The 18,915-nt window shown below is 70.0% G+C and carries 15 protein-coding genes and 1 tRNA gene; 4 read left to right on the top strand and 12 right to left on the bottom strand.

Annotated features, from left to right (window positions below; genetic code table 11):
• Positions 1–81: 81 nt before the first annotated feature.
• The 7 genes from BLR02_RS08030 to BLR02_RS08000 all read right to left on the bottom strand — a co-directional run bounded on the left by BLR02_RS08030 (position 82) and on the right by BLR02_RS08000 (position 8,477).
• Complete coding sequence (locus BLR02_RS08030; RefSeq protein WP_090662242.1) at positions 82–1,368, bottom strand: ArgE/DapE family deacylase; 1,287 nt, start codon at positions 1,366–1,368, stop codon at positions 82–84.
• A 56-nt stretch (positions 1,369–1,424) separates the two neighbouring features.
• Positions 1,425–2,990, bottom strand: a complete 1,566-nt coding sequence (locus BLR02_RS08025) for an ABC transporter substrate-binding protein (RefSeq protein WP_090662238.1) — start codon at positions 2,988–2,990, stop codon at positions 1,425–1,427.
• Positions 2,991–3,079: 89 nt separating this feature from the next.
• Positions 3,080–4,093, bottom strand: coding sequence for an amino acid ABC transporter substrate-binding protein (locus BLR02_RS08020; protein WP_090563300.1), 1,014 nt, complete (start codon positions 4,091–4,093; stop codon positions 3,080–3,082).
• A 75-nt stretch (positions 4,094–4,168) separates the two neighbouring features.
• Positions 4,169–5,743, bottom strand: a complete 1,575-nt coding sequence (guaA, locus tag BLR02_RS08015) for a glutamine-hydrolyzing GMP synthase (protein ID WP_090662234.1) — start codon at positions 5,741–5,743, stop codon at positions 4,169–4,171.
• A gap of 87 nt (positions 5,744–5,830) precedes the next feature.
• Complete coding sequence (locus BLR02_RS08010; RefSeq protein ID WP_090563297.1) at positions 5,831–6,412, bottom strand: GNAT family N-acetyltransferase; 582 nt, start codon at positions 6,410–6,412, stop codon at positions 5,831–5,833.
• A gap of 53 nt (positions 6,413–6,465) precedes the next feature.
• The gene (locus BLR02_RS08005; protein WP_090662231.1) at positions 6,466–7,794 is read right to left on the bottom strand and encodes an RsmB/NOP family class I SAM-dependent RNA methyltransferase; all 1,329 of its coding nucleotides are present in this window, start codon (positions 7,792–7,794) and stop codon (positions 6,466–6,468) included.
• Positions 7,791–8,477, bottom strand: a complete 687-nt coding sequence (locus tag BLR02_RS08000; protein WP_090662228.1) for a haloacid dehalogenase type II — start codon at positions 8,475–8,477, stop codon at positions 7,791–7,793. Before BLR02_RS08000 ends, BLR02_RS08005 begins: the two co-directional genes overlap by 4 nt.
• 193 nt (positions 8,478–8,670) lie before the next feature.
• Here BLR02_RS08000 and BLR02_RS07995 point away from each other — a divergent pair, with 193 nt between their 5' ends.
• Positions 8,671–9,456 carry an SDR family oxidoreductase gene (locus BLR02_RS07995; RefSeq protein ID WP_090662225.1) on the top strand — a complete coding sequence of 262 codons (786 nt, stop codon included), beginning with the start codon at positions 8,671–8,673 and terminating at the stop codon, positions 9,454–9,456.
• A gap of 105 nt (positions 9,457–9,561) precedes the next feature.
• Here BLR02_RS07995 and guaB read toward each other — a convergent pair whose 3' ends face one another.
• The 4 genes from guaB to BLR02_RS07975 all read right to left on the bottom strand — a co-directional run bounded on the left by guaB (position 9,562) and on the right by BLR02_RS07975 (position 13,949).
• Positions 9,562–11,127 (bottom strand): IMP dehydrogenase, encoded by a 1,566-nt coding sequence (gene guaB, locus BLR02_RS07990; protein WP_090662222.1) that lies wholly within the window; start codon positions 11,125–11,127, stop codon positions 9,562–9,564.
• Positions 11,128–11,266: 139 nt separating this feature from the next.
• Positions 11,267–12,088, bottom strand: coding sequence for a serine O-acetyltransferase (cysE, locus tag BLR02_RS07985; protein WP_090563289.1), 822 nt, complete (start codon positions 12,086–12,088; stop codon positions 11,267–11,269).
• 74 nt (positions 12,089–12,162) lie between these two features.
• Positions 12,163–12,831 (bottom strand): RlmE family RNA methyltransferase, encoded by a 669-nt coding sequence (locus BLR02_RS07980; RefSeq protein WP_090563627.1) that lies wholly within the window; start codon positions 12,829–12,831, stop codon positions 12,163–12,165.
• A complete protein-coding gene (locus BLR02_RS07975) occupies positions 12,828–13,949 on the bottom strand; it encodes a Ppx/GppA phosphatase family protein (protein WP_090563287.1) in 1,122 nt (373 codons plus the stop codon). Before BLR02_RS07975 ends, BLR02_RS07980 begins: the two co-directional genes overlap by 4 nt.
• Before the next feature lie 198 nt (positions 13,950–14,147).
• On the opposite strand from BLR02_RS07975, the gene BLR02_RS07970 reads away from it, so the two are divergent.
• Both BLR02_RS07970 and BLR02_RS28520 read left to right on the top strand, forming a co-directional pair.
• A tRNA-Gln gene (locus BLR02_RS07970) sits at positions 14,148–14,221 on the top strand.
• A gap of 307 nt (positions 14,222–14,528) precedes the next feature.
• Positions 14,529–14,897 carry a hypothetical protein gene (locus BLR02_RS28520; protein WP_143018071.1) on the top strand — a complete coding sequence of 123 codons (369 nt, stop codon included), beginning with the start codon at positions 14,529–14,531 and terminating at the stop codon, positions 14,895–14,897.
• A gap of 325 nt (positions 14,898–15,222) precedes the next feature.
• On the opposite strand, the gene BLR02_RS07960 is transcribed toward BLR02_RS28520, so the two are convergent.
• Positions 15,223–16,653: a hypothetical protein gene (locus BLR02_RS07960; protein ID WP_090662219.1), complete on the bottom strand. Its 1,431-nt coding sequence runs from the start codon at positions 16,651–16,653 to the stop codon at positions 15,223–15,225.
• A gap of 433 nt (positions 16,654–17,086) precedes the next feature.
• On the opposite strand from BLR02_RS07960, the gene BLR02_RS07955 reads away from it, so the two are divergent.
• Positions 17,087–18,874: a nucleoside hydrolase-like domain-containing protein gene (locus BLR02_RS07955; protein ID WP_176849438.1), complete on the top strand. Its 1,788-nt coding sequence runs from the start codon at positions 17,087–17,089 to the stop codon at positions 18,872–18,874.
• Positions 18,875–18,915: the final 41 nt, after the last annotated feature.

Genomic DNA, 18,915 nt, shown 5'->3' with positions numbered 1-18,915 from the left:
GCAGCATCGCCCTCCCCTCGTCCTGCCGACGGCCATGTTGTCGGCCGAAGGGGGTGGCGGCCGCAAGGGGGCCTTGGTGGCTCAGCCACGTGGCCGGGCGCCGCACCAGTCGGCGATGAAGGCGGCGATGGACAGCGTCGTCTGCTTGAGGTGGTCGAGGTCGGTGCGCTCGTCGAAGGCATGCGCCCCCTCCCCCTTCGGCCCGTAGCAGAGGCCGGGGATGCCGAAATAGAGGCCATAGAAGCGGGTGTCGTTCACCGCCGTGGTGATGCGGGCCGGCATCTCCTCGCCGAAGACCTGCCCATGGGCGGCGGCCAGCACCGCCTCCGCCTCGCTGCCCGGCTCCAGCACATAACCGTCGGCGAGGAAGCCGTGCCATTCGACCGAGGGCGGGTTGTTGGCGAGGAAATTATCGCCCTTGGCCGCCTCGGCGACGCAGCGCTCGACGCCGCGCTGGATCTCGGCGACATCGGCGCCAGGAAGCAGGCCGATGCGGCAATCGACCTCGCACCAGGCGGGGGTGCTGCTGGCCCAGTCGCCGCCGCGGATGATGCCGGGGTTGAATTTCAGCGGGCTCTCGATGCCATGGTACCATTCGTGGTGGCGTGCCGCCTCGTTCAGCGTGGCGGTATGGGCCTGCAGGGCCTGGATGAGGTGGTAGGCGGAGAGGATGGCGTTGGTGCCGCTCTGCGCCACCGCGACATGGACGGGGATGCCGCGGACCTTGATGCGGAACCAGAGGGTGCCGGTATGGGCGCGGGTGATGGTGCCGCCCGTCGGCTCCGGCACCAGGGCCGCCTCGGCGCGGTAGCCGCGCAGCAGCGTCGCCAGCGCGCCGTTGCCGGTGCTCTCCTCCTCGGTGACGGTCTGGACATGGACATCGGCGGCGGGCTCGAGCCCGGCGGTCCGCAGCGCATCCATGGCGAAGACCATGGCGGCGACGCCCGACTTCATGTCATGCGCGCCGCGGCCATACATCCAGCCATCCTTGATGGTGGCGCTGTAGGGCGGGTAGGTCCACATCTCGTCGGGGCCTTCGGGCACCACGTCGATATGGCCCTGCAGGATCAGGCTGCGGCCCGTCGGCTTCTCGGCCCGGTGGGTGGCGACGACCTGGACGGAGCGGGCGGGGTCCGCCTCGACCATCGGGCTCGCCTTCGGGTGGCTGGCGAGCGGGACATCGGCCAGGGTGAAGCGGTCCACCGCATAGCCGCGGGCGGCGAGCTGGCGCGCCATCCAGTCCTGCAGCGGCGCCTCGTTGCCGCGGGTGCTCGGGAAGCGGACGAGATCGGCGAGGAAGCCGGTCTCAGCCTCGAAATTCGCATCCACCGCGGCGGCGAGGCGGGCGAGCAGGGCGGCATCGGGCATGCAGGGCAACTCCGGCTGGGGTTGCGTTGCAGCATGCGCCGGCCCGCGCGGGTGCGCTACTGCACCGGCTTCGCGTATTGCGCCGCGGTGTGGTTCACCGGGCTCGGCTCGTAGGTGACCTTGTCGCGCCGCCCGGCCCAGACATTGCGGAGGAAGATGATCGGCAGCACGCCCTTGTCGTCGAGCAGCGCCTGGGCGGCCTGCTGGGTGAGGATCTCGCGCCGCTCCGGGTCCATGGTGGTCAGCGCCTCGGCCAGCGGCGCGTCCATGGCGGGGTTGGAGTAGCGCTGGCGGTTGAAGGGGCCATGGCCGAGTTCCGCATTCCGCGTCATCGCCACCTGGCGCATCGGGTTGATGGTCAGGTAGCTGCTGAAATAGGTCATGAAGAGCGAGAATTCGCGGTTGGTGGCGCGGGTGAAGAGCGTCGCCGGCGGCAGCGTCTCGACCGAGGTCTCGATGCCGATGCGGGTGAAGGACTGGGCAAGGGCCTGCAGCAGCCCGTCATCGCCGGGGAAGAAGCCGTTCGGCCCGTGGATGGTGAGGCGGAAGCCCCCCGGGTAGCCGGCCTCGGCCAGCAGGGCGCGGGCGCGGGCCGGCTCATGCGGCAGGGGCGGCAGGTTGGGCAGGCGGTGGGCGGCGACCGGCGCGGCGAACTGGTCCGCGGCGCGGGCCTGGCCGTGGTAGAGCCGCTCCGCGATCGCCTCGCGCGGGATGGCGAGCGAGAGGGCCTCGCGCACCCGCCGGTCGGCCAGCGGGTTGCGCGGCAGGGGCCGGCCCTGGCGGTCGGTGGCGAAGGGCGTCGTCTCCCGCATCGCATCGGGGGCGAGGTAGACGAAGGTCACACTGTCCACGCCGAACAGAGCGAAGCGCGGGTCCCGCTCCAGCCGCGGCATGTCCTGCATGGGGACATAGTCGATCAGGTCCACCTCCCCGGTCAGCAGCGCCGCCATGCGGGAGCCGCCCTGCGGGATGTAGCGGAAGGTGACGCGGTCCCAGGGCTCGGCCGGGCCCCAGTAGTCGGCGTTGCGCGTCACCTCCAGCCGCTCGTTCGGGAGGTAAGCGGCGTAGCGGTAGGGGCCGGTGCCAATGGCCAGGCGGCCGGTGTTGAAGTCGGAGGTAGCGGGGTTCGGCCCGTGCACCCGGCGCGAGAGGATGGCCGGCGCCGCCAGGTCGATCGGCATCAGCGGGTTCGGCTCCCGCGTGCGGAGGATGACGGTCTGCGGGTCCTTGATCTCGACCGCGCTGATGGTCCGCACGGCGGGGGTGAAGAGGGCCGGGCTGTTCGGCACGGTGGGGACGCGGGCGAAGGTATAGGCGATGTCCTCCGCCTCGAAGGGCGTTCCGTCATGGAAGCGGACACCGGCGCGGAGCTTCACCTCCCAGGTCAGCGGGTCGATCAGGCGGAGGCTTTCGGCGAGGCGCGGCTGCGGGCGGGCCTGGGTGTCGAGCTCGAAGAGCGGCTCGAAAATCTGCCGCAGCACCATGTTGTTGTTCGTGGTGTTGTGGAAATGCGGGTCGAGCGCGCTGGGCGGCGTCTGCGCCGCGATCACCAGGTTGCGCTGCGCTGCCGCGGGCGTGGCGAGGCAGAGCACGAGCGCCGCCGCCATGAAGCCATGGTGCATGGAAGCCTCCCATCGGGCCGGTCTGATGCCGGCTGCGGCGGGAAGCCTCCGATGCGGGGTGCGCCCGCGTCAAGCCAACTCCCGCTGCACTAACGGATGGGCGGCGCGTATTGCAGCCCGCCCTGCGTCCAGAGGGCGTTGATGCCGCGCGGGATGCCGATCGGGGTGATGTTCCGCTCCCAGGCCTCGGCGAGATTGCCGACCTGGCGGATGATCTTCACCGCCCAGTCGTTCTCGATGCCCATGGCGCGGCCGAAATCCCCGCTGCGGCCGAGCAGGCGCTGCACATCGGGATTCGGGTTGTTGGCGAAGCTGTCGATGTTCTGGCTGGTGATGCCGAGCTCCTCCGCCGTCACCATGGCGAAGTGGGACCAGCGGACGATGTCGAAGAAGCGCCAGTCGCCCTTGCGCACCACGGCGCCCAGCGGCTCCTTCGAGATGATCTCCGGCAGCATCAGGAAGTCGTCGCCATTGCCCTGGCCGGCGCGGAAGGAGGCGAGCGAGGAGGCGTCGTTGGTATAGGCGTCGCAGCGGCCGCTGACGAAGGCGGCGCGGATCTCCTCCACCTGCTCGATGATGACGGGGGTGAAGCGCATGCCGTGGCTGCGGAAGTAGTCGGCCAGGTTCAGCTCCGTCGTCGTGCCGGGCTGGACGCAGATGGTCGCGCCGTCGAGCTGCCGGGCGGAGGTGACGTTGGACGATTTCCGCACCATGAAGCCCTGGCCGTCGTAGAAATTGATGCTGGCGAAGGCGAGGCCGAGCTGCGCCTCCCGCCCCAGCGACCAGGTGGTGTTGCGGACCAGGAGGTCGACCTCGCCCGATTGCAGGGCGGTGAAGCGCACCTGGGTGGTGGTGGGGACGAAGCGGACCTTGCCCGCATCGCCCAGGATGGCGGCGGCGACGGCGCGGCAGGCATCGACATCGAGGCCGCGGAAGGTGCCACGCGCATCCGGCACGGCGAAGCCGATGGCATTGACCGAGACGCCGCAGATGAGCTGGCCGCGCGCCTTGATGGTGGCCAGCGTATCGGCCGAGGGCTGGGCCTCTGCCTGGCCGAGGGCGGCGAGGCCCAGGCAAAACCCGAGAAGCAGCCTGCGCATCATCCCACCTCCCCATTGCGGCGGGGAAAGCATCGCCGGGTGACGGGCCGGCGCGCAAGGCGTTTCAGGGGTGGGGCGCTACTCCCACTCGATCGTCCCCGGCGGCTTCGAGGTGATGTCGTAGGTCACCCGGTTGATGCCGCGCACCTCGTTGACGATGCGGCTGGCGACGCGGGTGAGGAAGCCCATGTCGAAGGGATAGACATCGGCCGTCATGCCGTCGGTGCTGGTGACGGCGCGCAGCGCGCAGACGCTCTCGTAGGTGCGGCCGTCGCCCATCACGCCGACGCTCTTCACCGGCAGCAGCACCGTGAAGGCCTGCCAGATGGCGTCGTAGAGGCCGGCGAGCCGGATCTCCTCGAGGAAGATGGTGTCGGCCTGGCGGAGGATGTCGGCGCGCTCCCGCGTCACCTCGCCGGGGATGCGGATGGCCAGCCCCGGCCCCGGGAAGGGGTGGCGGCCGATGATCGCCTCCGGCATGCCGAGTTCGCGGCCGAGGGCGCGCACCTCGTCCTTGAACAGCTCGCGCAGCGGCTCCACCAGCTTCATCCGCATGTGGGCGGGCAGGCCGCCGACATTGTGGTGGCTCTTGATGGTGACGGAGGGGCCGCCGGTCGCCGAGACGCTCTCGATCACGTCCGGGTAGAGCGTCCCCTGCGCGAGGAAGTCGGCGCCGCCGATTTTCTGCTGCTCCTCCTCGAAGACCTCGATGAAGAGGCGGCCGATGATCTTCCGCTTCCCCTCCGGGTCCGTCACACCGGCGAGCTGGGCGAGGAAGAGGTCTGAGGCGTCGCGGTGGACCAGCTTGATGTTGAAGCGGTCGCGGAAGGTGCTGACCACCTGCTCCGACTCGCCGGCGCGCATCAGGCCATGGTCGACATAGATGCAGGTGAGCTGGTCGCCGATCGCCTCATGCAGCAGCACCGCCGCCACGCTGGAATCGACGCCGCCGGAGAGGCCGCAGATCACCCGCCCCTCGCCCACCTGGGCCCGGATGCGGGCGATGGCCTCGGCGCGGAAGGCGCCCATGGTCCAGTCGCCATGGCAGCCGCAGACGAGGTTGGTGAAGTTCTTCAGCAGGGCGGCGCCATGGGGGGTATGGACCACCTCCGGGTGGAACATGGTGCCGTAGAAATGGCGGCGGTCATCGGCGATCAGCGCGAAAGGCGCGCCCTCGCTGGCGGCGACGACGCGGAAGCCCTCCGGCAGGCGGGTGATGCGGTCGCCATGGCTCATCCAGACCTGCTCGCGCGAGCCCTTGGCCCAGAGCCCCTGGGTGATGGCGCATTCGGCCGTGACCTCGATGAAGGCGCGGCCGAATTCGCGGTGATGGCCGCTCTCGACCTGCCCGCCGAGCTGGTGCGCCATGGCCTGCTGGCCGTAGCAGATACCCATCACGGGCAGGCCCATCTCGAACACCGCCTGCGGGGCGCGGGGGCTCTCGCCCTCGGTCACGCTGGCCGGACCGCCGGAGAGGATGATGCCGCGCGGGTTGAAGTCCCGGATGCGGGCCTCATCCGCGGTGAAGGGCCAGATCTCGCAATAGACCCCGGCCTCCCGCAGGCGGCGCGCGATGAGCTGCGTCACCTGGCTGCCGAAATCGAGGATGAGGATGCGGTCGTGCCGGGCGGCGGCGGCGAGAGGCTCGTTCATGGCGTCTCACAGCACAAGGCGGCGAGCAGGGCAAGCGGCGGTTGAGGCGTGGCAGGCATGCCGGCGGTGCGGCATCCTGCCCCGCCCTCAGGCTTCCGGCGCGGGCGCCGTCGCCAGCAGCAGGGCCTCGATCGGGTCCCAGATGAAGGCGAGCTGTTCCTGCCCCTGGCCTGCGACGCGGACGACATCCCGTGCCACCAGCCGTCCGCCGAGGCGCTGGTAGAACCAGCGGGTCGGGTTGTCCTTCAGCACCCAGAGCATGACGGAGCGGCAGCTGATGGCGGCCAGATGGGCCGCCATGGCGCGCATCAGCCGCCGGCCGACACCGCGGTCTCGGTAGTCATCCAGCAGGTAGAGCGTCTCGATCTCGCCATCCGCGACATGCGGGCGCCGGGACCGGCCGCCGGAGACGAAGCCGATGACGGTGCCGCCCTTGACCCCCTCCTGCCCGGCGGGCGCATCCGCCCCCTTGGCGACGGCGACGAAGACCGCATGGCCGTTGCGGCGCTCGCCGATGGCGGCCTCATAGCCTGCGGCATGGCGTAGCGCGGAAAGGCTGGTGAGATAGGCTTCCGGCAGCAGGCCCGCATAGGCACTGCGCCAGGTGGCGACATGGACGGCCCCGATGGCTGTGGCATCGTCAGGCCGGGCGCGGCGAATGCAGATCATGGGGCGCGCATCCCTCCCCCTTTGGGAAAGGCCCGGAGCCGACCCCCTGCCGGCTAACCCACGGGCTTGCGTTGCAAAATTGCGGCAAAAAAGCCGTCGGTACCGTGCCGGGCGGGGGATGTGACCAGATAGGGACCCTCGGCCGGCGGCGCCCCGGCTCCTCCCGCCTCGGTCCAGGCCTCGGCCAGGGGGAGCGGTGCGAAATCAGGGTGCCGGTCGAGGAAAGCCTCTATCTGCGCCTCATCCTCTTCGGGCAGCAGCGAACATGTAGCGTAGACCAGACGCCCGCCCTGCCGCACCAGATCTGCGGCGCTGTGCAGAATTTCGCCCTGTTTCGTACACAATTCTGCGAGGTCCGTCGGATCGGTCCGCAACCTTGCGTCCGGATTGCGGCGCCAGGTGCCCGTGCCGGTGCAGGGCGCATCGACCAGTACGCGGTCGAACTGCCCGGCACGGCGCCGGGCCCAGCGGTCGCCGGGCACCAACAGATGGCGCTCCACATTGTCGACCCCGGCGCGGCGGAGGCGCTTCACCGCGCCCTCCAGCCGCGGGGCGGAGACGTCGCAGGCGGTGATGCGGCCGCGGTTCCGCATGGCACCGGCCAGGGCCAGCGTCTTCCCGGCGGCACCGGCGCAGAAATCGGCCACGCGCATGCCGGGCCGCGCATCGGTCAGCAGGGCGATGAGCTGGCTGCCCTCGTCCTGCACCTCCACCAGCCCTTCCAGGAAGGCCTTGGTCTGGGTGACCGGCCGCCGGTGCGGCAAGCGGAGGCCCCAGGGGGAGTAGGGGGTCGGGCGGGTCTCGATGCCCTCGGCGGCGAGGGCGGCGGCGGCCTCCTCCCGTGTCGTCTTCAGCAGGTTGGCACGAAGGTCGAGCGGCGCCTCCGCCTCCATGGCGGCGGCTTCCTCGGCCAGCCGGTCGCCGAAGCGGGCCCGGAAGCCCGGCAGCACCCAGTCCGGCAGGTCGAGGCGGATGCCCTCCGGCATGTCGGGATGGACCAGCCCCTCGATGCCGGCACGGCTGGCATCGAGCTGTCGCAGCAGCCGCTCCTCCAGCACCGAAAGCGGCTCGGCGGCGTATTGGCCGCCGGGGAAGGCGGCGAGGACCATCTCCACATCCATCGACTGGTCCAGCAACAGCTCGGCCGCCACCAGCATGCGGGCGGTGGTGCGGCACTTGATGCGGGCCAGCCACCAATCGAGGCGGAGGCGCTGGCGGACGACGCTCCAGGCCAGATCGTTGATCGCCCGGCGGTCGCCGCCGCCGATATAGCGGCGGGCGCGGAAGAAATCATTCGCCGTGGCATCGGCCGGGCGGCGGGGCTGGGACTCCAGCGCGATCAGCAGGTCGATGGCAGCGGCCAGTCGGGCGGCGGGGGTCATGCGAGGGCGGCCGGCAGGTCGGAGAGGGAGGGGATGATGGTGGCAGCCCCATCCAGCCCGTATTCAACGGGCGCGCCGCCACGATTCACCCAGAAGACCTGGAAGCCGAAGCGCATGGCGCCATAGGCGTCCCAGGCATTGGAGGAGACGAAGGCGATCTCGCCCGGCTCGCAGCCGAAGCGCGCGGTGGCCAGGGCATAGACCCGCGGATCGGGCTTGAAGCAGCGCAGCGGATGGACCGAGATCACGTCGTCCAGCAGCGGGCCGAGGCGGCCGGCGGCGACGGCGGCCGCCAGCATCTCCGGCGAGCCGTTGGACAGGATGGCGGTGCCGAGCCCCCTGCCCCGCAGCGCCGTCAGCATGGGTGCCGCATCGGGATAGGCGTCGAGCGCGCCATAGGCGGCGAGGAGGTCGGCGCGAAGGGCCGGATCGCTTACGGCATGGGCGGCGAGGGCATGGTCCAGCGCCTTGCCGGTCAGCGACCAGAAGGACTCGTAGGTGCCCGTGGCGGAGAGGATCCAGCTCCATTCCAGCTGCTTGGCCCGCCAGAGGGTGGAGATGGGCGCGGCCTTCCCGCCCAGCCGCGCGGCATGCCGGCTGGTGGCGGCGTGGATGTCGAGCAAGGTGCCATAGGCATCGAAGACGGCGGCCCGGAACTGGGGGCTGGCATGGATCTGGGGCATGAAGCGGCGCAGCCTAGAGCAGATCGGCAGGCGGCGCGAACGCCCGCCGCGTGACCCTGCCCTGCAAGGCCACGCATTGAAGCCGGGCGCTCCACCCTCTGGTCCGCTCCCCTGCCCCCCTCTGGCCCCTAACCCCCAGGCCGCGCAGACTGACCGGGCCAGAAGGGCCAAACGACAAGGGAAGGAAGCGACCATGCGCAATCCGATGGATCTCACCGGTCGGACCATCATCGTCACCGGTGCCGGCCAGGGGATCGGCCGGGCGATCACCGATCTGGTGCTCGATCTCGGCGGCAACGCGGTGATGGTGGAACGGAATGCCGAGACCCTGGCGGCGACGGCGGCCGAGCTGGCTTCGGACCGCGTGCTGGCGGTGCAGGGCAATGTGGCCGAGGAGGGGTTCGGCGAGGACTGCGTCGCCCAGGCCGTGGCCCGCTTCGGCGCGGTGCATGGGCTGGTGAACAATGCCGGCATCACCCGGCCGGCGATGATCGAGAAGATGACCTTCCAGCAGTGGCAGGCCGTCATCGATGTGAACCTGACCGGCTGCTACCTGATGCTGCAGGCGGTCGGCCGCCATATGTGCGCCCGGGCGCGGGAGGCGATGCCGGAGCCGAGCGGGCGGACCGGGGCGATCGTCAACATCTCCTCGACGGCGGGCAAGCGCGGCAGCATCGGCCAGATCAACTATTCCGCCGCCAAGGCCGGGCTCTTCGGCATGACGATGACGGCGGCGCGGGAATGGGCGCGCTACGGGGTGCGCTGCAATTCGGTCGGCTTCGGCACGGTGGAGACGCCGATGACCGAGGTGATCCGCAGCGACCGCTTCCGCGAGCAGACGCTGTCCCGGATCCCGCTCGGGCGGGTGGCGCAGCCATCGGAGGTGGCGCCGCTGATCTGCTTCCTGCTCTCCGACGGCGCCATCTACATCAGCGGCGAGAACATGACGGTCTCGGGCGGCAGCCACATGCAGCCCTGAGCGAGGGGAACCTCCCGCGGCCTGGCCGCGGGAGGATGCCGAACTGCTGGGCGCGAGCGACAACCGGGGCCCCGCGGCACCGCGCAGCGGTGTCGTGGGGGTAGATCAGCCCTCCTGCCGGTAGTTCGGTGCTTCGCGGGTGATCGCCACGTCATGCACATGGCTCTCCCGCAGCCCGGCGCCGGTGATGCGGCGGAAGCGGGCGTTGGTCTGCATCTCGCCGACGGTGGCATTGCCCGTATAGCCCATGGCCGCGCGCAGGCCGCCGACGAGCTGGTGGATCACCGTGCCGACCGGGCCCTTGTAGCCGACGCGGCCCTCGACGCCCTCGGGGACGAGCTTCAGGCTGTCCTGCACGTCCTGCTGGAAGTAGCGGTCGGCCGAGCCGCGCGCCATGGCGCCGAGCGAACCCATGCCGCGATAGGATTTGTAGGACCGGCCCTGGTAGAGGAAGACCTCGCCCGGCGCCTCGTCGGTGCCGGCGAAGAGGCTGCCCATCATCACGCAATCGGCGCCGGCGGCGACCGCCTTGGCGATGTCGCCCGAGGTGCGGATGCCGCCATCGGCGATGGTCGGGACGCCATGCTCCTTCGCCGCCGCGGCGCATTCCATCACCGCGGTCAGCTGCGGCACGCCGACGCCGGCGACGACGCGCGTCGTGCAGATGGAGCCGGGGCCGATGCCGATCTTGACCGCATCGGCGCCCGCGCGGATCAGCGCCTCAACGCCCTCGGGCGTTGCCACGTTGCCGGCGACCACCTGGACGGTGTTCGACATGCGCTTGATGCGCTCGATCGCCGCCAGCACGCCGCCGGAATGGCCATGCGCGGTGTCGACCACGATGACATCGACCTCGGCGGCGATCAGCGCCTCCACGCGGCGGAAGCCGTCCTCGCCGACGCCGGTCGCCGCCGCGGTGCGGAGGCGGCCGAGGGCGTCCTTCACCGCATTCGGGTTGGCCTGGGCCTTGTCCATGTCCTTGACGGTGATGAGGCCGACGCAGCGGCCGGCCTCGTCCACCACCAGCAGCTTCTCGATGCGGTGGCGGTGCAGCAGGGCGCGCGCCTGCTCGGGCGAGATGTCGCCGTTGGCGATCACCAGGTTGTCCCGCGTCATCAGCTCATAGACCCGGGTGTTCGGGTCGGTGGCGAAGCGGACATCGCGGTTGGTGATGATGCCGACGAGGCGGCCGCTGCCCTCGCCGCCCTTGCCGCGCTCGACCACCGGGATGCCGCTGATGCGGTACTGCTCCTGCAGGGCGCGGACATCGGCCAGCGTCTGGTCGGGATGGATGGTGACCGGGTTCACCACCATGCCGCTCTCGAACTTCTTCACCCGGCGGACCTGCGCGGCCTGCTCCTCGGCGGTCATGTTCTTGTGGATGACGCCGATGCCGCCCGCCTGGGCCATGGCGATGGCCATCGGCGCCTCGGTCACGGTGTCCATCGCCGCGGCGACGAGGGGGATGTTGAGGGCGATCTCCCGCGTCAGCCGGGTGCGGGTATCGGTCTGGTGCGGCAGCACGGCCGAATAGGCCGGGACCAGCAGCACGTCATCGAAGGCATAGGCCTCCGCGATGGTGATCGGGGAGCGCAGCTGGCTGCGGGCAGGGCCGCCGCCGGGCAGGGATGCGTCGGACGGGGATGAATCGGGAAAGGATTCGGGGGCCATGGGGGACCTTTCGCGCGATAAGCGTCGCGGGGGCGGGCGATCCGCTACCTTGGCGGCCCCCTTTAGACCGAGGCGGACCGCCCCGTCCAGCGCCGGAGCGGCCCCGAGCCTTGCAGGGCGGTGATACCCGCCCCGCGTTTCAGGGGGCGCCCTCCTCCAGCGGCAGGGCGTGGTTCATGGCCAGGGCCGGCACGGCCTCGGCGCACCAGCCGACGATCCGGGCGGGCACGCCGGCCACTGTGGCGCAGGGCGGCACGTCGCGCAGCACCACGCTGCCGGCGCCGACCTTGGCGCCACGGCCGATGACGACGTTGCCGAGCACCTTGGCGCCGGCACCGAGCAGCACCCCGTCCCGCACCTTGGGGTGGCGGTCGCCCGCCTCCTTGCCGGTGCCGCCGAGCGTCACGCCCTGGAGGATGGAGACATCGTTGCCGACCACGGCCGTCTCGCCCACGACGACGCCGGTGCCGTGATCGATGAAGACGCCATGGCCGAAGCGGGCGGCCGGGTGGATGTCGATCGCGAGCACCCGGGCGACGCGGGCCTGGAGGAAGCTGGCCAGCGCCACCCTCCCCTCGGCCCAGAGCCAATGGGCGATGCGATGCGCCTCGAGCGCGTGGAAGCCCTTGTAGTAGAGGAAGGGGCCGAGCAGGCCGGAAGCCGCCGCCGGGTCCCGCGTGCCGATGGCACGGAGGTCGGCCCGGGCCGCGGCGGCGATGCCCGGCTCCGCTGCCAGCGCCTCGGCGACGAGGCCGGCCAGCCGGTCGGCGCCCAGGAAGGGATCGGCCAGGCGTTCCGCCAGCACGGCGGCCAGCGCCTCGGCGAATCCGCCGCGGCTGAGAAGCGTGGCATGCAGCAGGGCACCGAGCAGCGGCTCCGCCGCCGCCGTTCGCCGCGCCTCCTCCTGCAAATCGGGCCAGGGATCGGCCTCCGCCTCGGCGGCGGGCAGGAGTGGCGGCATGGGCGGGTCTCCTCGCGCAGGGACCCGGCGAATATCGGTACGCTGGCAGGCCGGGGGAAGCCCCCTGCCCGTCCTCAGCGGCCGCGGAAGCCGGTGGCGACCACGTAGAGCTCGGCGCTGTCCTTCCGGCTGGCCGGAGGCTTGCCATGCTTCACGCTGGCGAAATGGCGCTTGAGCAGGTCGAGCAGTGCCTTCTCCGTGCCGCCCTGGAAGACCTTGGCGACGAAGCCGCCGCCAGGGGCCAGCACCTTCAGCGCGAAGTCGAGCGCCAGCTCGGCGAGCGCAATGATGCGGATGTGGTCGGTCGCGCCATGGCCGGTGGTGTTGGGCGCCATGTCGGAGAGGACGAGGTCAGCCGGGCCGTCGAGGGCCTCGAGCACGGCCCGCTCGACCGCCTCCTCCTGGAAGTCGCCCTGGAGCATGATCGCGCCGGGCAGCGGGTCCATCGGCAGCAGGTCGAGGGCCACGATCCGGGCACTGCCCTTCTGCGCCACCACCTGGGTCCAGCCGCCAGGCGCGGCGCCGAGATCGACCACGCGCAGGCCGGGCTTCAGCAGGTGGAAACGCTCATCCAGCTCGATCAGCTTGAAGGCGGCGCGGGAGCGCAGGCCCTGCTGCTGGGCGGCCCGCACATAGGGGTCGTTCAGCTGCCGCTCCAGCCAGCGCTGGCTGCCGATGCTGCGTTTCTTGGCGGTCTTCAGCCGGGTGGTCAGACCCCGCCCGCCAGGTGCCGGGCTTTTCAGGTCACGGCCCGCCTGTTGCCTGTCGCCCGCGCCGCTGGCCAGCGATCCGCCCGCATCATCCGCAACAGCATTCCCTCCCGAAGACCGCGATCGGCGACAGTGAGCGCCGGCAGTGGCCAGACATGGCGGATGGCAGCATAGACCGCGCAGCCGGGCAGGACGAAATCCACCCGGTCCGGCCCGACGCAGGGATGGGCGGCAAGGCCGGCCCGGCCGAGGGCGAAGAGGTCGCCCAGCGCCTGGTCGGCCATGCCCATGTCGAGGGTGCGGCCATCGACCAGCGGGCGGCGGTAGCGCGGCAGGGCGAGCGCGACGCCCGCCAGCGTGGTGACGGTGCCGCTGGTGCCGATCAGCCGCACGCCGCCGGCGCGGATCTCCTGGCCGATGCAATGCACGCGGTCGAAGGCGAGGAGATGGGTGGCGACCTCCTCCACCACTGCATGGAACCCCTCCTCGGTGAAGCAGGAGGCACCGGCCCGCTCGGCCAGGGTCACCACTCCGAGAGGAAGGGAGATATAGCCGATGAGCTCGGCGGCCGACGCGCCCGGCGGGCGGCTGCCGCGGGGCGGCACGCGAATCCAGGCGATCTCGGTGCTGCCACCGCCGATATCGAAGAGGAGGGCACGGCGGTCCGTCTCCTCCAGCAGCGGGGCGCAGGATTCCATCGCCAGCTCCGCCTCCTCCCGCGCCGAGATGATGCGGGGGCGGAGGCCGGTCTCGGCCTCGACGCGGGCGAGGAAGGCAGCGCCGTTGCCGGCACGGCGGCAGGCCTCGGTGGCGACGGCCTGGAATTGCCGGATCGGGCGGCGGGCGAGTTTCTCGGCGCAGGCGGCCAGCGCGGCCACGGCGCGGTCCATGGCGGGCTCGGCCAGCTGCCCGGTGCTGGCAAGGCCCTCGCCCAGGCGGACGATGCGGCTGAAGCTGTCGACGACACGGAAGCCACTGGCGGTCGGCGCCCCGATCAACAGGCGGCAGTTGTTGGTGCCGAGGTCGAGCGCGGCATAGGCCGGCGCGGGCGGCACGGCGAATCGGCCAGCCAAGGGGGCTGGCCGCTCCGGCAGGGCCGGGTTGGGCAGCGGGGGCTCTGTCAGCCGAAGGGGTTGTACATCATCCGGCATCGTCTTGGGCCAAGGGGTTCCCCGGGGATCGAGCACCGTCCTGGCCGCCCCCGACGCATGATCCGGGGATGCGGCCTGGGGGGCAAGCGCTTTCCGTCAGGGGCGGGTTGCAGCCCGCGGAGGGAAATGGTAGGTCCGGCGCCCTGCGAGGTGGTGACGCTTCGCAGGCCAGCACACCCCGCCGATCGGCGGGGGCGTTGGGGGATAGTTTAACGGTAGAACTCCCGACTCTGACTCGGGCAGTCTTGGTTCGAATCCAGGTCCCCCAGCCATCTCCTGAAGCCTGCAAGCGAAACAGCAGCTTAGAGGATCGCGCGCACCCCGGATGCGAGGGCGCGCCGCTGTACCACATCGGGGCCACGATCCGCTCCCATCCCTGGTGCCCCACCCCGCCACCGGCGCACCTCCTGGCCCGGGCTGGCACCTGGTACTGGTTCACGGCGCCTGCCCTGGGTCAGGCGAGATACCGATGCGGAACGGAGACAGGTCTTCCTCCGCCTATCCCCAGGCACCCAGGACCGGCGGGTTGCGCGCGCCCTTGCGTTGCAACCGGACGCCGCCCTCGAGAGGTGCCTCGCCATGACCCCGCCCCTCACCCCTACTACCCTCAGGCCCACGCCGGTCGCCTTCGCCCGGCTGCTGCGGGACATGGCGCTGGCCGAAGGCGAGCGGCGCAAGGCAGCCCGGCCCGCGGACGTCCGGGGCATCCGCCCGGCCTGGCAGGGCGCGAGCCTGCCCACGGACCTTGCCGAGGCGATTGAAGACGAGGTGGACGCGGTCGAAGCGCGGCTCGCACCAGGCGAGTTCGAGGCCTCGGGCGGCATCGGGCTTCCGCCCGGACTGGCGGACCGGCTGATGGTCGTGGCTGCTGCTCCGCCGGGTTGGCGAGAACCGGGACGAGCGCGTCCGCGAGGTCCGTGCCGCCTCCTACCAGCGCGCCCGTGGTGAGATGAACCTGCGCGCTGCGGCGGCGCCCTTCATCGCCGAGCGCTTCAGCGGGGACCCAAGGCCGTAGACGCTCCCTGACAGGAACACTGGCGGACCGGGCACTCGGCGCCCTGGTGTCTGGCAGTGGGCGATACCGTCGGCACGACGCCCGAGTTCTGCCCGCGCGACAGCTACCCGCCCCTGACCGACATGGTGGGCGGCGGCCCCGCAGCGCTTCCAGCGGGATGGCAGCTTGCCGCAGCCGACCGATGCGGCCGGCACCGGCGCGATCATGCGCCTCGCGCCGGTCGTGCTCCTTGCCATGCGCGAGCCGCGCATGGAGCAGCTACCGTTTAAGCTTTTGCACCAAACCGACGGGGAGCACCTGCTTCAGCCGACGCTTGAGGCCGTCCTTAGTGCGCCTGAGCAGCTTGGTGGCGCGATCCCCGAAACTCGTCGGGTTGATGGGGAATTTTTGCAGGCCAGGCGCGAGCTGACGGATCGTTTCGCGTTGCAGGCGGCCCGCCTCGCGGTCCGCCTCGCCCGGCGTGATCAATGCGGAGAGGATACGGCCGCAGTTCGCCGCCGGCAGCGACAGGCCCGGCATCATGTCGAGGCTGTGCTCGACTGCGGAAAGCCAGCCGCCGGCGCGTTGATCAATGTAGAAGGCGTCTACCAGGTCCAGGCCGTTGTCGTGCCGCCGCCGCCAGTCCAGCCATTCGTCGAGCGCGGCTACGGTCTGCGGGTCCGGTGCCTCGGTCTCGAACCGCGACCACAGCGCTGCCCCGGTGGCGTTGCTGAAATCGAGGCCTACGAGGCGGGAGGAATAGAAGCGGCGGCCCAGCTCGAAGCAGCCGCCACGTACCAGAACGTCGTCGGCCTTGAGGAAGCGGTACTGGTTCTGCGGCAGCAGATGAATGTTGTCGGCATCGCTGTAGGTCTTTGCGCTGTGCTCGCGCCAGATCTGGGTCAGGCTTTCATCGCGGATCTCGGGGCCGATGACGTGGTGCTTCAGGCCGAGATGCCGGGCGATCCGTCCCGCTACCTCAATGTCATTCGGGTTCACCCCGTCGAAGGTCTGAGTGATGCATTCGAATTGCGTATCGGTGGCGATCAGGGCGGCGAGCAGGGTGCGCGAATCGAGCCCGGCCGTCAGGGCCAGATAGATCGTTCCCGGGCGGTCCTGCAGCGTGCCGGAGATGCCGGCGAGATCCTCGGCCATGTTGTCCCTTGCCTGTTCGACTGAGGCGGCGGGCCGCAGCGCACGGTCGATAGGCTCGGCGGTAGCCGTTGGTATGTGCAGGCGCTGGTCCCGCATGAGCTTGCGGAAGCCGGAGACCGGCGTGCCCGGCGGTGGGGTCCAGTTCAAACCTGCCCAGCTGATCTGCCGCTGGCCAGTGGCGGCGTCGGTCATTCGCCCCGCCAGCGCGAGGCTCGAGGTGACGAAAGGACCCTCGGGCGTGTTGCCATAATAGATTGGAAAAAGTGCGCCCGCATCCGGGTAGAGATAGGGCCAGTCGATCCAGCCGAAGCGTCCGGCCAAGCTTTCAGCCAAGTCGGCGCCGACCGGCTCTGTCGCGGCGGTCAGGCCGTAGCCGAACAGGGTCACCTGCCGGCCCGCATGGTCCAAGCGGCGCACCGGCAGGTCGGGCTGGTAGGAGAGGCGGAGTTCGTTGGTTATGGCCAAGCTGAGCCATCCAGGCTCCGGCAGGACAGCCGCGGATGCGAGAACGAACTGGCGGCGATGAGCCACCAGGCCCGGTTCGGAGCTCGGCATGGACATTTCCCCCTACGCACCGGCATCCCACGGGCTGAGCCGCACCGGCTGGGGCTCGCTTGACGGCACCGTTGACCATCTCGTCCGCCCAGCAGGAGCGTCCCGCAGGGCAGACGCCCGATAGCGCATGACAATATGGCAATGCAACCGCCATGATCCCGTGTCCCTGCTCCAACCCTGCGGCTGCGCAACCCAGAGAACACCAGAGGAGGTTTGCCTGAATTCCGGCGGCCGTGACGACGGTGGCGGCCTTTATCAACTTGAAGTTTATTTAAGGTCGTTAAGATTCTCGTAATGGGGATGACAGACAGGAGACTGGACTCACGCAATCGCGAAGTCAGACCTCCATGAGCTACCCCGGTAGCCGGACCTGCATCCCACTGGGATGGCGGATCCGGCAGTCGAGGCAGCAGGCAGAAGGCAGGAGTTTCCGATGGCTCTCCCGAGGCTGTTCATCTCGACCGACATGCAGATGATCACCGGCATCAACAACATCGACGGGGACAAGGACGACGTCCAGTCGATGGTCCATGCGCTGATGTACCAGGACAAATTCGACATCGTCGGCATCGCCTCCACCGTCTCGCGCTGGCAGCCCGGCAAGAACGATGCGTCCTTCATCCACCACGTCATCGACAAATATGCCGCCAACCAGGACGAGCTCGCGCGGCATGGTAGCGGCTTCAAGACGGCGGCCGAGCTGCATGGCATCACCTACCAGGGCACCAAGACGGTCGCGGGCGCGAGCGGCATCGTGGCGCAGACCGACGCCTCGCGCGCCATCGTGCGCGAGGCGCGCGAGGCTGCAGCAGACGGCACCGATCTCTATGTCGCCACCTGGGGCGGGGTCGGCGACGTGGCACGCGCGCTGTACGACGCGCCGGACATCGCGGACAACATCCGCCTGCTCTCGGTGGCCGGCCAGCTGCAGGAGCCGAATGCGTACAAGTACATCCATACGAATTTCGCCGGCAAAGGCGATCTCTGGTGGATCAACGAGGCGAGCACGCATTTCGGGGTCTATGCCCTTCCCGACAACCGCTACCCGACCGGCAACAGCTGGGCTGCCAACAATGCGAAGGGACATGGCGCGCTCGGCGACCTGTTCTACCAGAACACGATCGACATCCGCGGCACGTCGGGCGACCTGAACCTGACGAAGATGGGCGACTCGGCTACCATCCTCTACCTGATCGACACCGCCAGCAACAACGACGACCCGACGGCCGAGAGCTGGGGGGGCGAGTACCGCAAGGCCGGCGACCAGTACTGGGTGGACCGCACCGACCAGGGCTTCAACTTCGCCGAGAGCGGCGGGGCGCGGACGGTCTATGAGGACCGGGCCGCCTGGCAGGGCGACTTCGCCAAGCGCTTCGATTGGTTGACATCCTCTCCGTCGGCATCAACGCCGACACCAGGACCGGTGCCTGGTGGTGGGGCGGTGAAGGCCGTCGGCAGCGGCAGCGACGCGCTGGTGCTGAAGATCAGCCAGGATGCCTGGAACGGCAGCGCGCTATACACCATCAAGATCGACGGCAAGCAGATCGGCGGCGTGCTGACAGCGAGCGCCTCGCATGCATCGGGGCAGGACGACGCCATCACCGTGCGGGGCGACTGGGCCGCAGGCAATCACAAGGTCACTGTCACCTTCCTCAATGATGCCTGGGGCGGCAGCGCCGGGGCGGACCGCAACCTGCATGTCGATGGCATCACCTACAACGGCAAGGCACTGGCCCAGGGGACGGCCCTTCTCAACAAGAATGGCGCAGCGGATTTCGCCTTCACCGACACCGGCAGCGCAGCGTCCTCTGGCCCGGTCCAGGCCGGTGGCTTGGTGAAGACCATCGGCACCGGTTCCGACAACCTCGTGGTGAAGATCAGCCAGGATGCGTGGAACGGCAGCGCGCAGTACACCATCAAGGTCGACGGCAAGCAGGTCGGCACGACCTTGACCGCGAGCGCCTCGCATGCGGCGGGTCAGGACGATGTCATCACCATCAAGGGGGATTGGGGTGTCGGCAGCCACAAGGTTACCGTCACCTTCCTCAACGATGCTTATGGCGGCAGTGCCGGGGCGGACCGCAACCTGCATGTCGATGGCATCACCTATAACGGCGTCGACTTGGCACGCGACACGGCGCTGCTGAATCGGAACGGGGCGGCGGATTTCGCCTTCACCGACACCGGCAGCGCGGCAATGGCGGATCAGCTCTTCGTCTAGCACTACCTGAGCAGTCTGAGGTCAGATGATGGCCTGCGCGT

Origin of the sequence: Belnapia rosea, assembly GCF_900101615.1 — a bacterium.
GTDB lineage: Bacteria > Pseudomonadota > Alphaproteobacteria > Acetobacterales > Acetobacteraceae > Belnapia > Belnapia rosea.
The sequence above is the reverse complement of the archived record's forward strand: the minus strand, read 5'-3'. Positions and strand labels throughout refer to the sequence as shown.

Bases quoted from the DNA above. Each gene is read 5' to 3' on its own strand.
- BLR02_RS07975 (WP_090563287.1), bottom strand. From the start codon at position 13,949: ATGCCGGATGATGTACAACCCCTTCGGCTGACAGAGCCCCCGCTGCCC.
- BLR02_RS07960 (WP_090662219.1), bottom strand. From the start codon at position 16,653: ATGCCGAGCTCCGAACCGGGCCTGGTGGCTCATCGCCGCCAGTTCGTT.
- BLR02_RS07955 (WP_176849438.1), top strand. From the start codon at position 17,087: ATGGCTCTCCCGAGGCTGTTCATCTCGACCGACATGCAGATGATCACC.
- BLR02_RS08020 (WP_090563300.1), bottom strand. From the start codon at position 4,093: ATGATGCGCAGGCTGCTTCTCGGGTTTTGCCTGGGCCTCGCCGCCCTC.
- BLR02_RS07995 (WP_090662225.1), top strand. From the start codon at position 8,671: ATGCGCAATCCGATGGATCTCACCGGTCGGACCATCATCGTCACCGGT.
- BLR02_RS08005 (WP_090662231.1), bottom strand. From the start codon at position 7,794: ATGACCCCCGCCGCCCGACTGGCCGCTGCCATCGACCTGCTGATCGCG.
- guaB (WP_090662222.1), bottom strand. From the start codon at position 11,127: ATGGCCCCCGAATCCTTTCCCGATTCATCCCCGTCCGACGCATCCCTG.
- BLR02_RS08025 (WP_090662238.1), bottom strand. From the start codon at position 2,990: ATGCACCATGGCTTCATGGCGGCGGCGCTCGTGCTCTGCCTCGCCACG.
- BLR02_RS08000 (WP_090662228.1), bottom strand. From the start codon at position 8,477: ATGCCCCAGATCCATGCCAGCCCCCAGTTCCGGGCCGCCGTCTTCGAT.
- BLR02_RS08010 (WP_090563297.1), bottom strand. From the start codon at position 6,412: ATGATCTGCATTCGCCGCGCCCGGCCTGACGATGCCACAGCCATCGGG.
- guaA (WP_090662234.1), bottom strand. From the start codon at position 5,743: ATGAACGAGCCTCTCGCCGCCGCCGCCCGGCACGACCGCATCCTCATC.
- BLR02_RS28520 (WP_143018071.1), top strand. From the start codon at position 14,529: ATGACCCCGCCCCTCACCCCTACTACCCTCAGGCCCACGCCGGTCGCC.
- cysE (WP_090563289.1), bottom strand. From the start codon at position 12,088: ATGCCGCCACTCCTGCCCGCCGCCGAGGCGGAGGCCGATCCCTGGCCC.
- BLR02_RS08030 (WP_090662242.1), bottom strand. From the start codon at position 1,368: ATGCCCGATGCCGCCCTGCTCGCCCGCCTCGCCGCCGCGGTGGATGCG.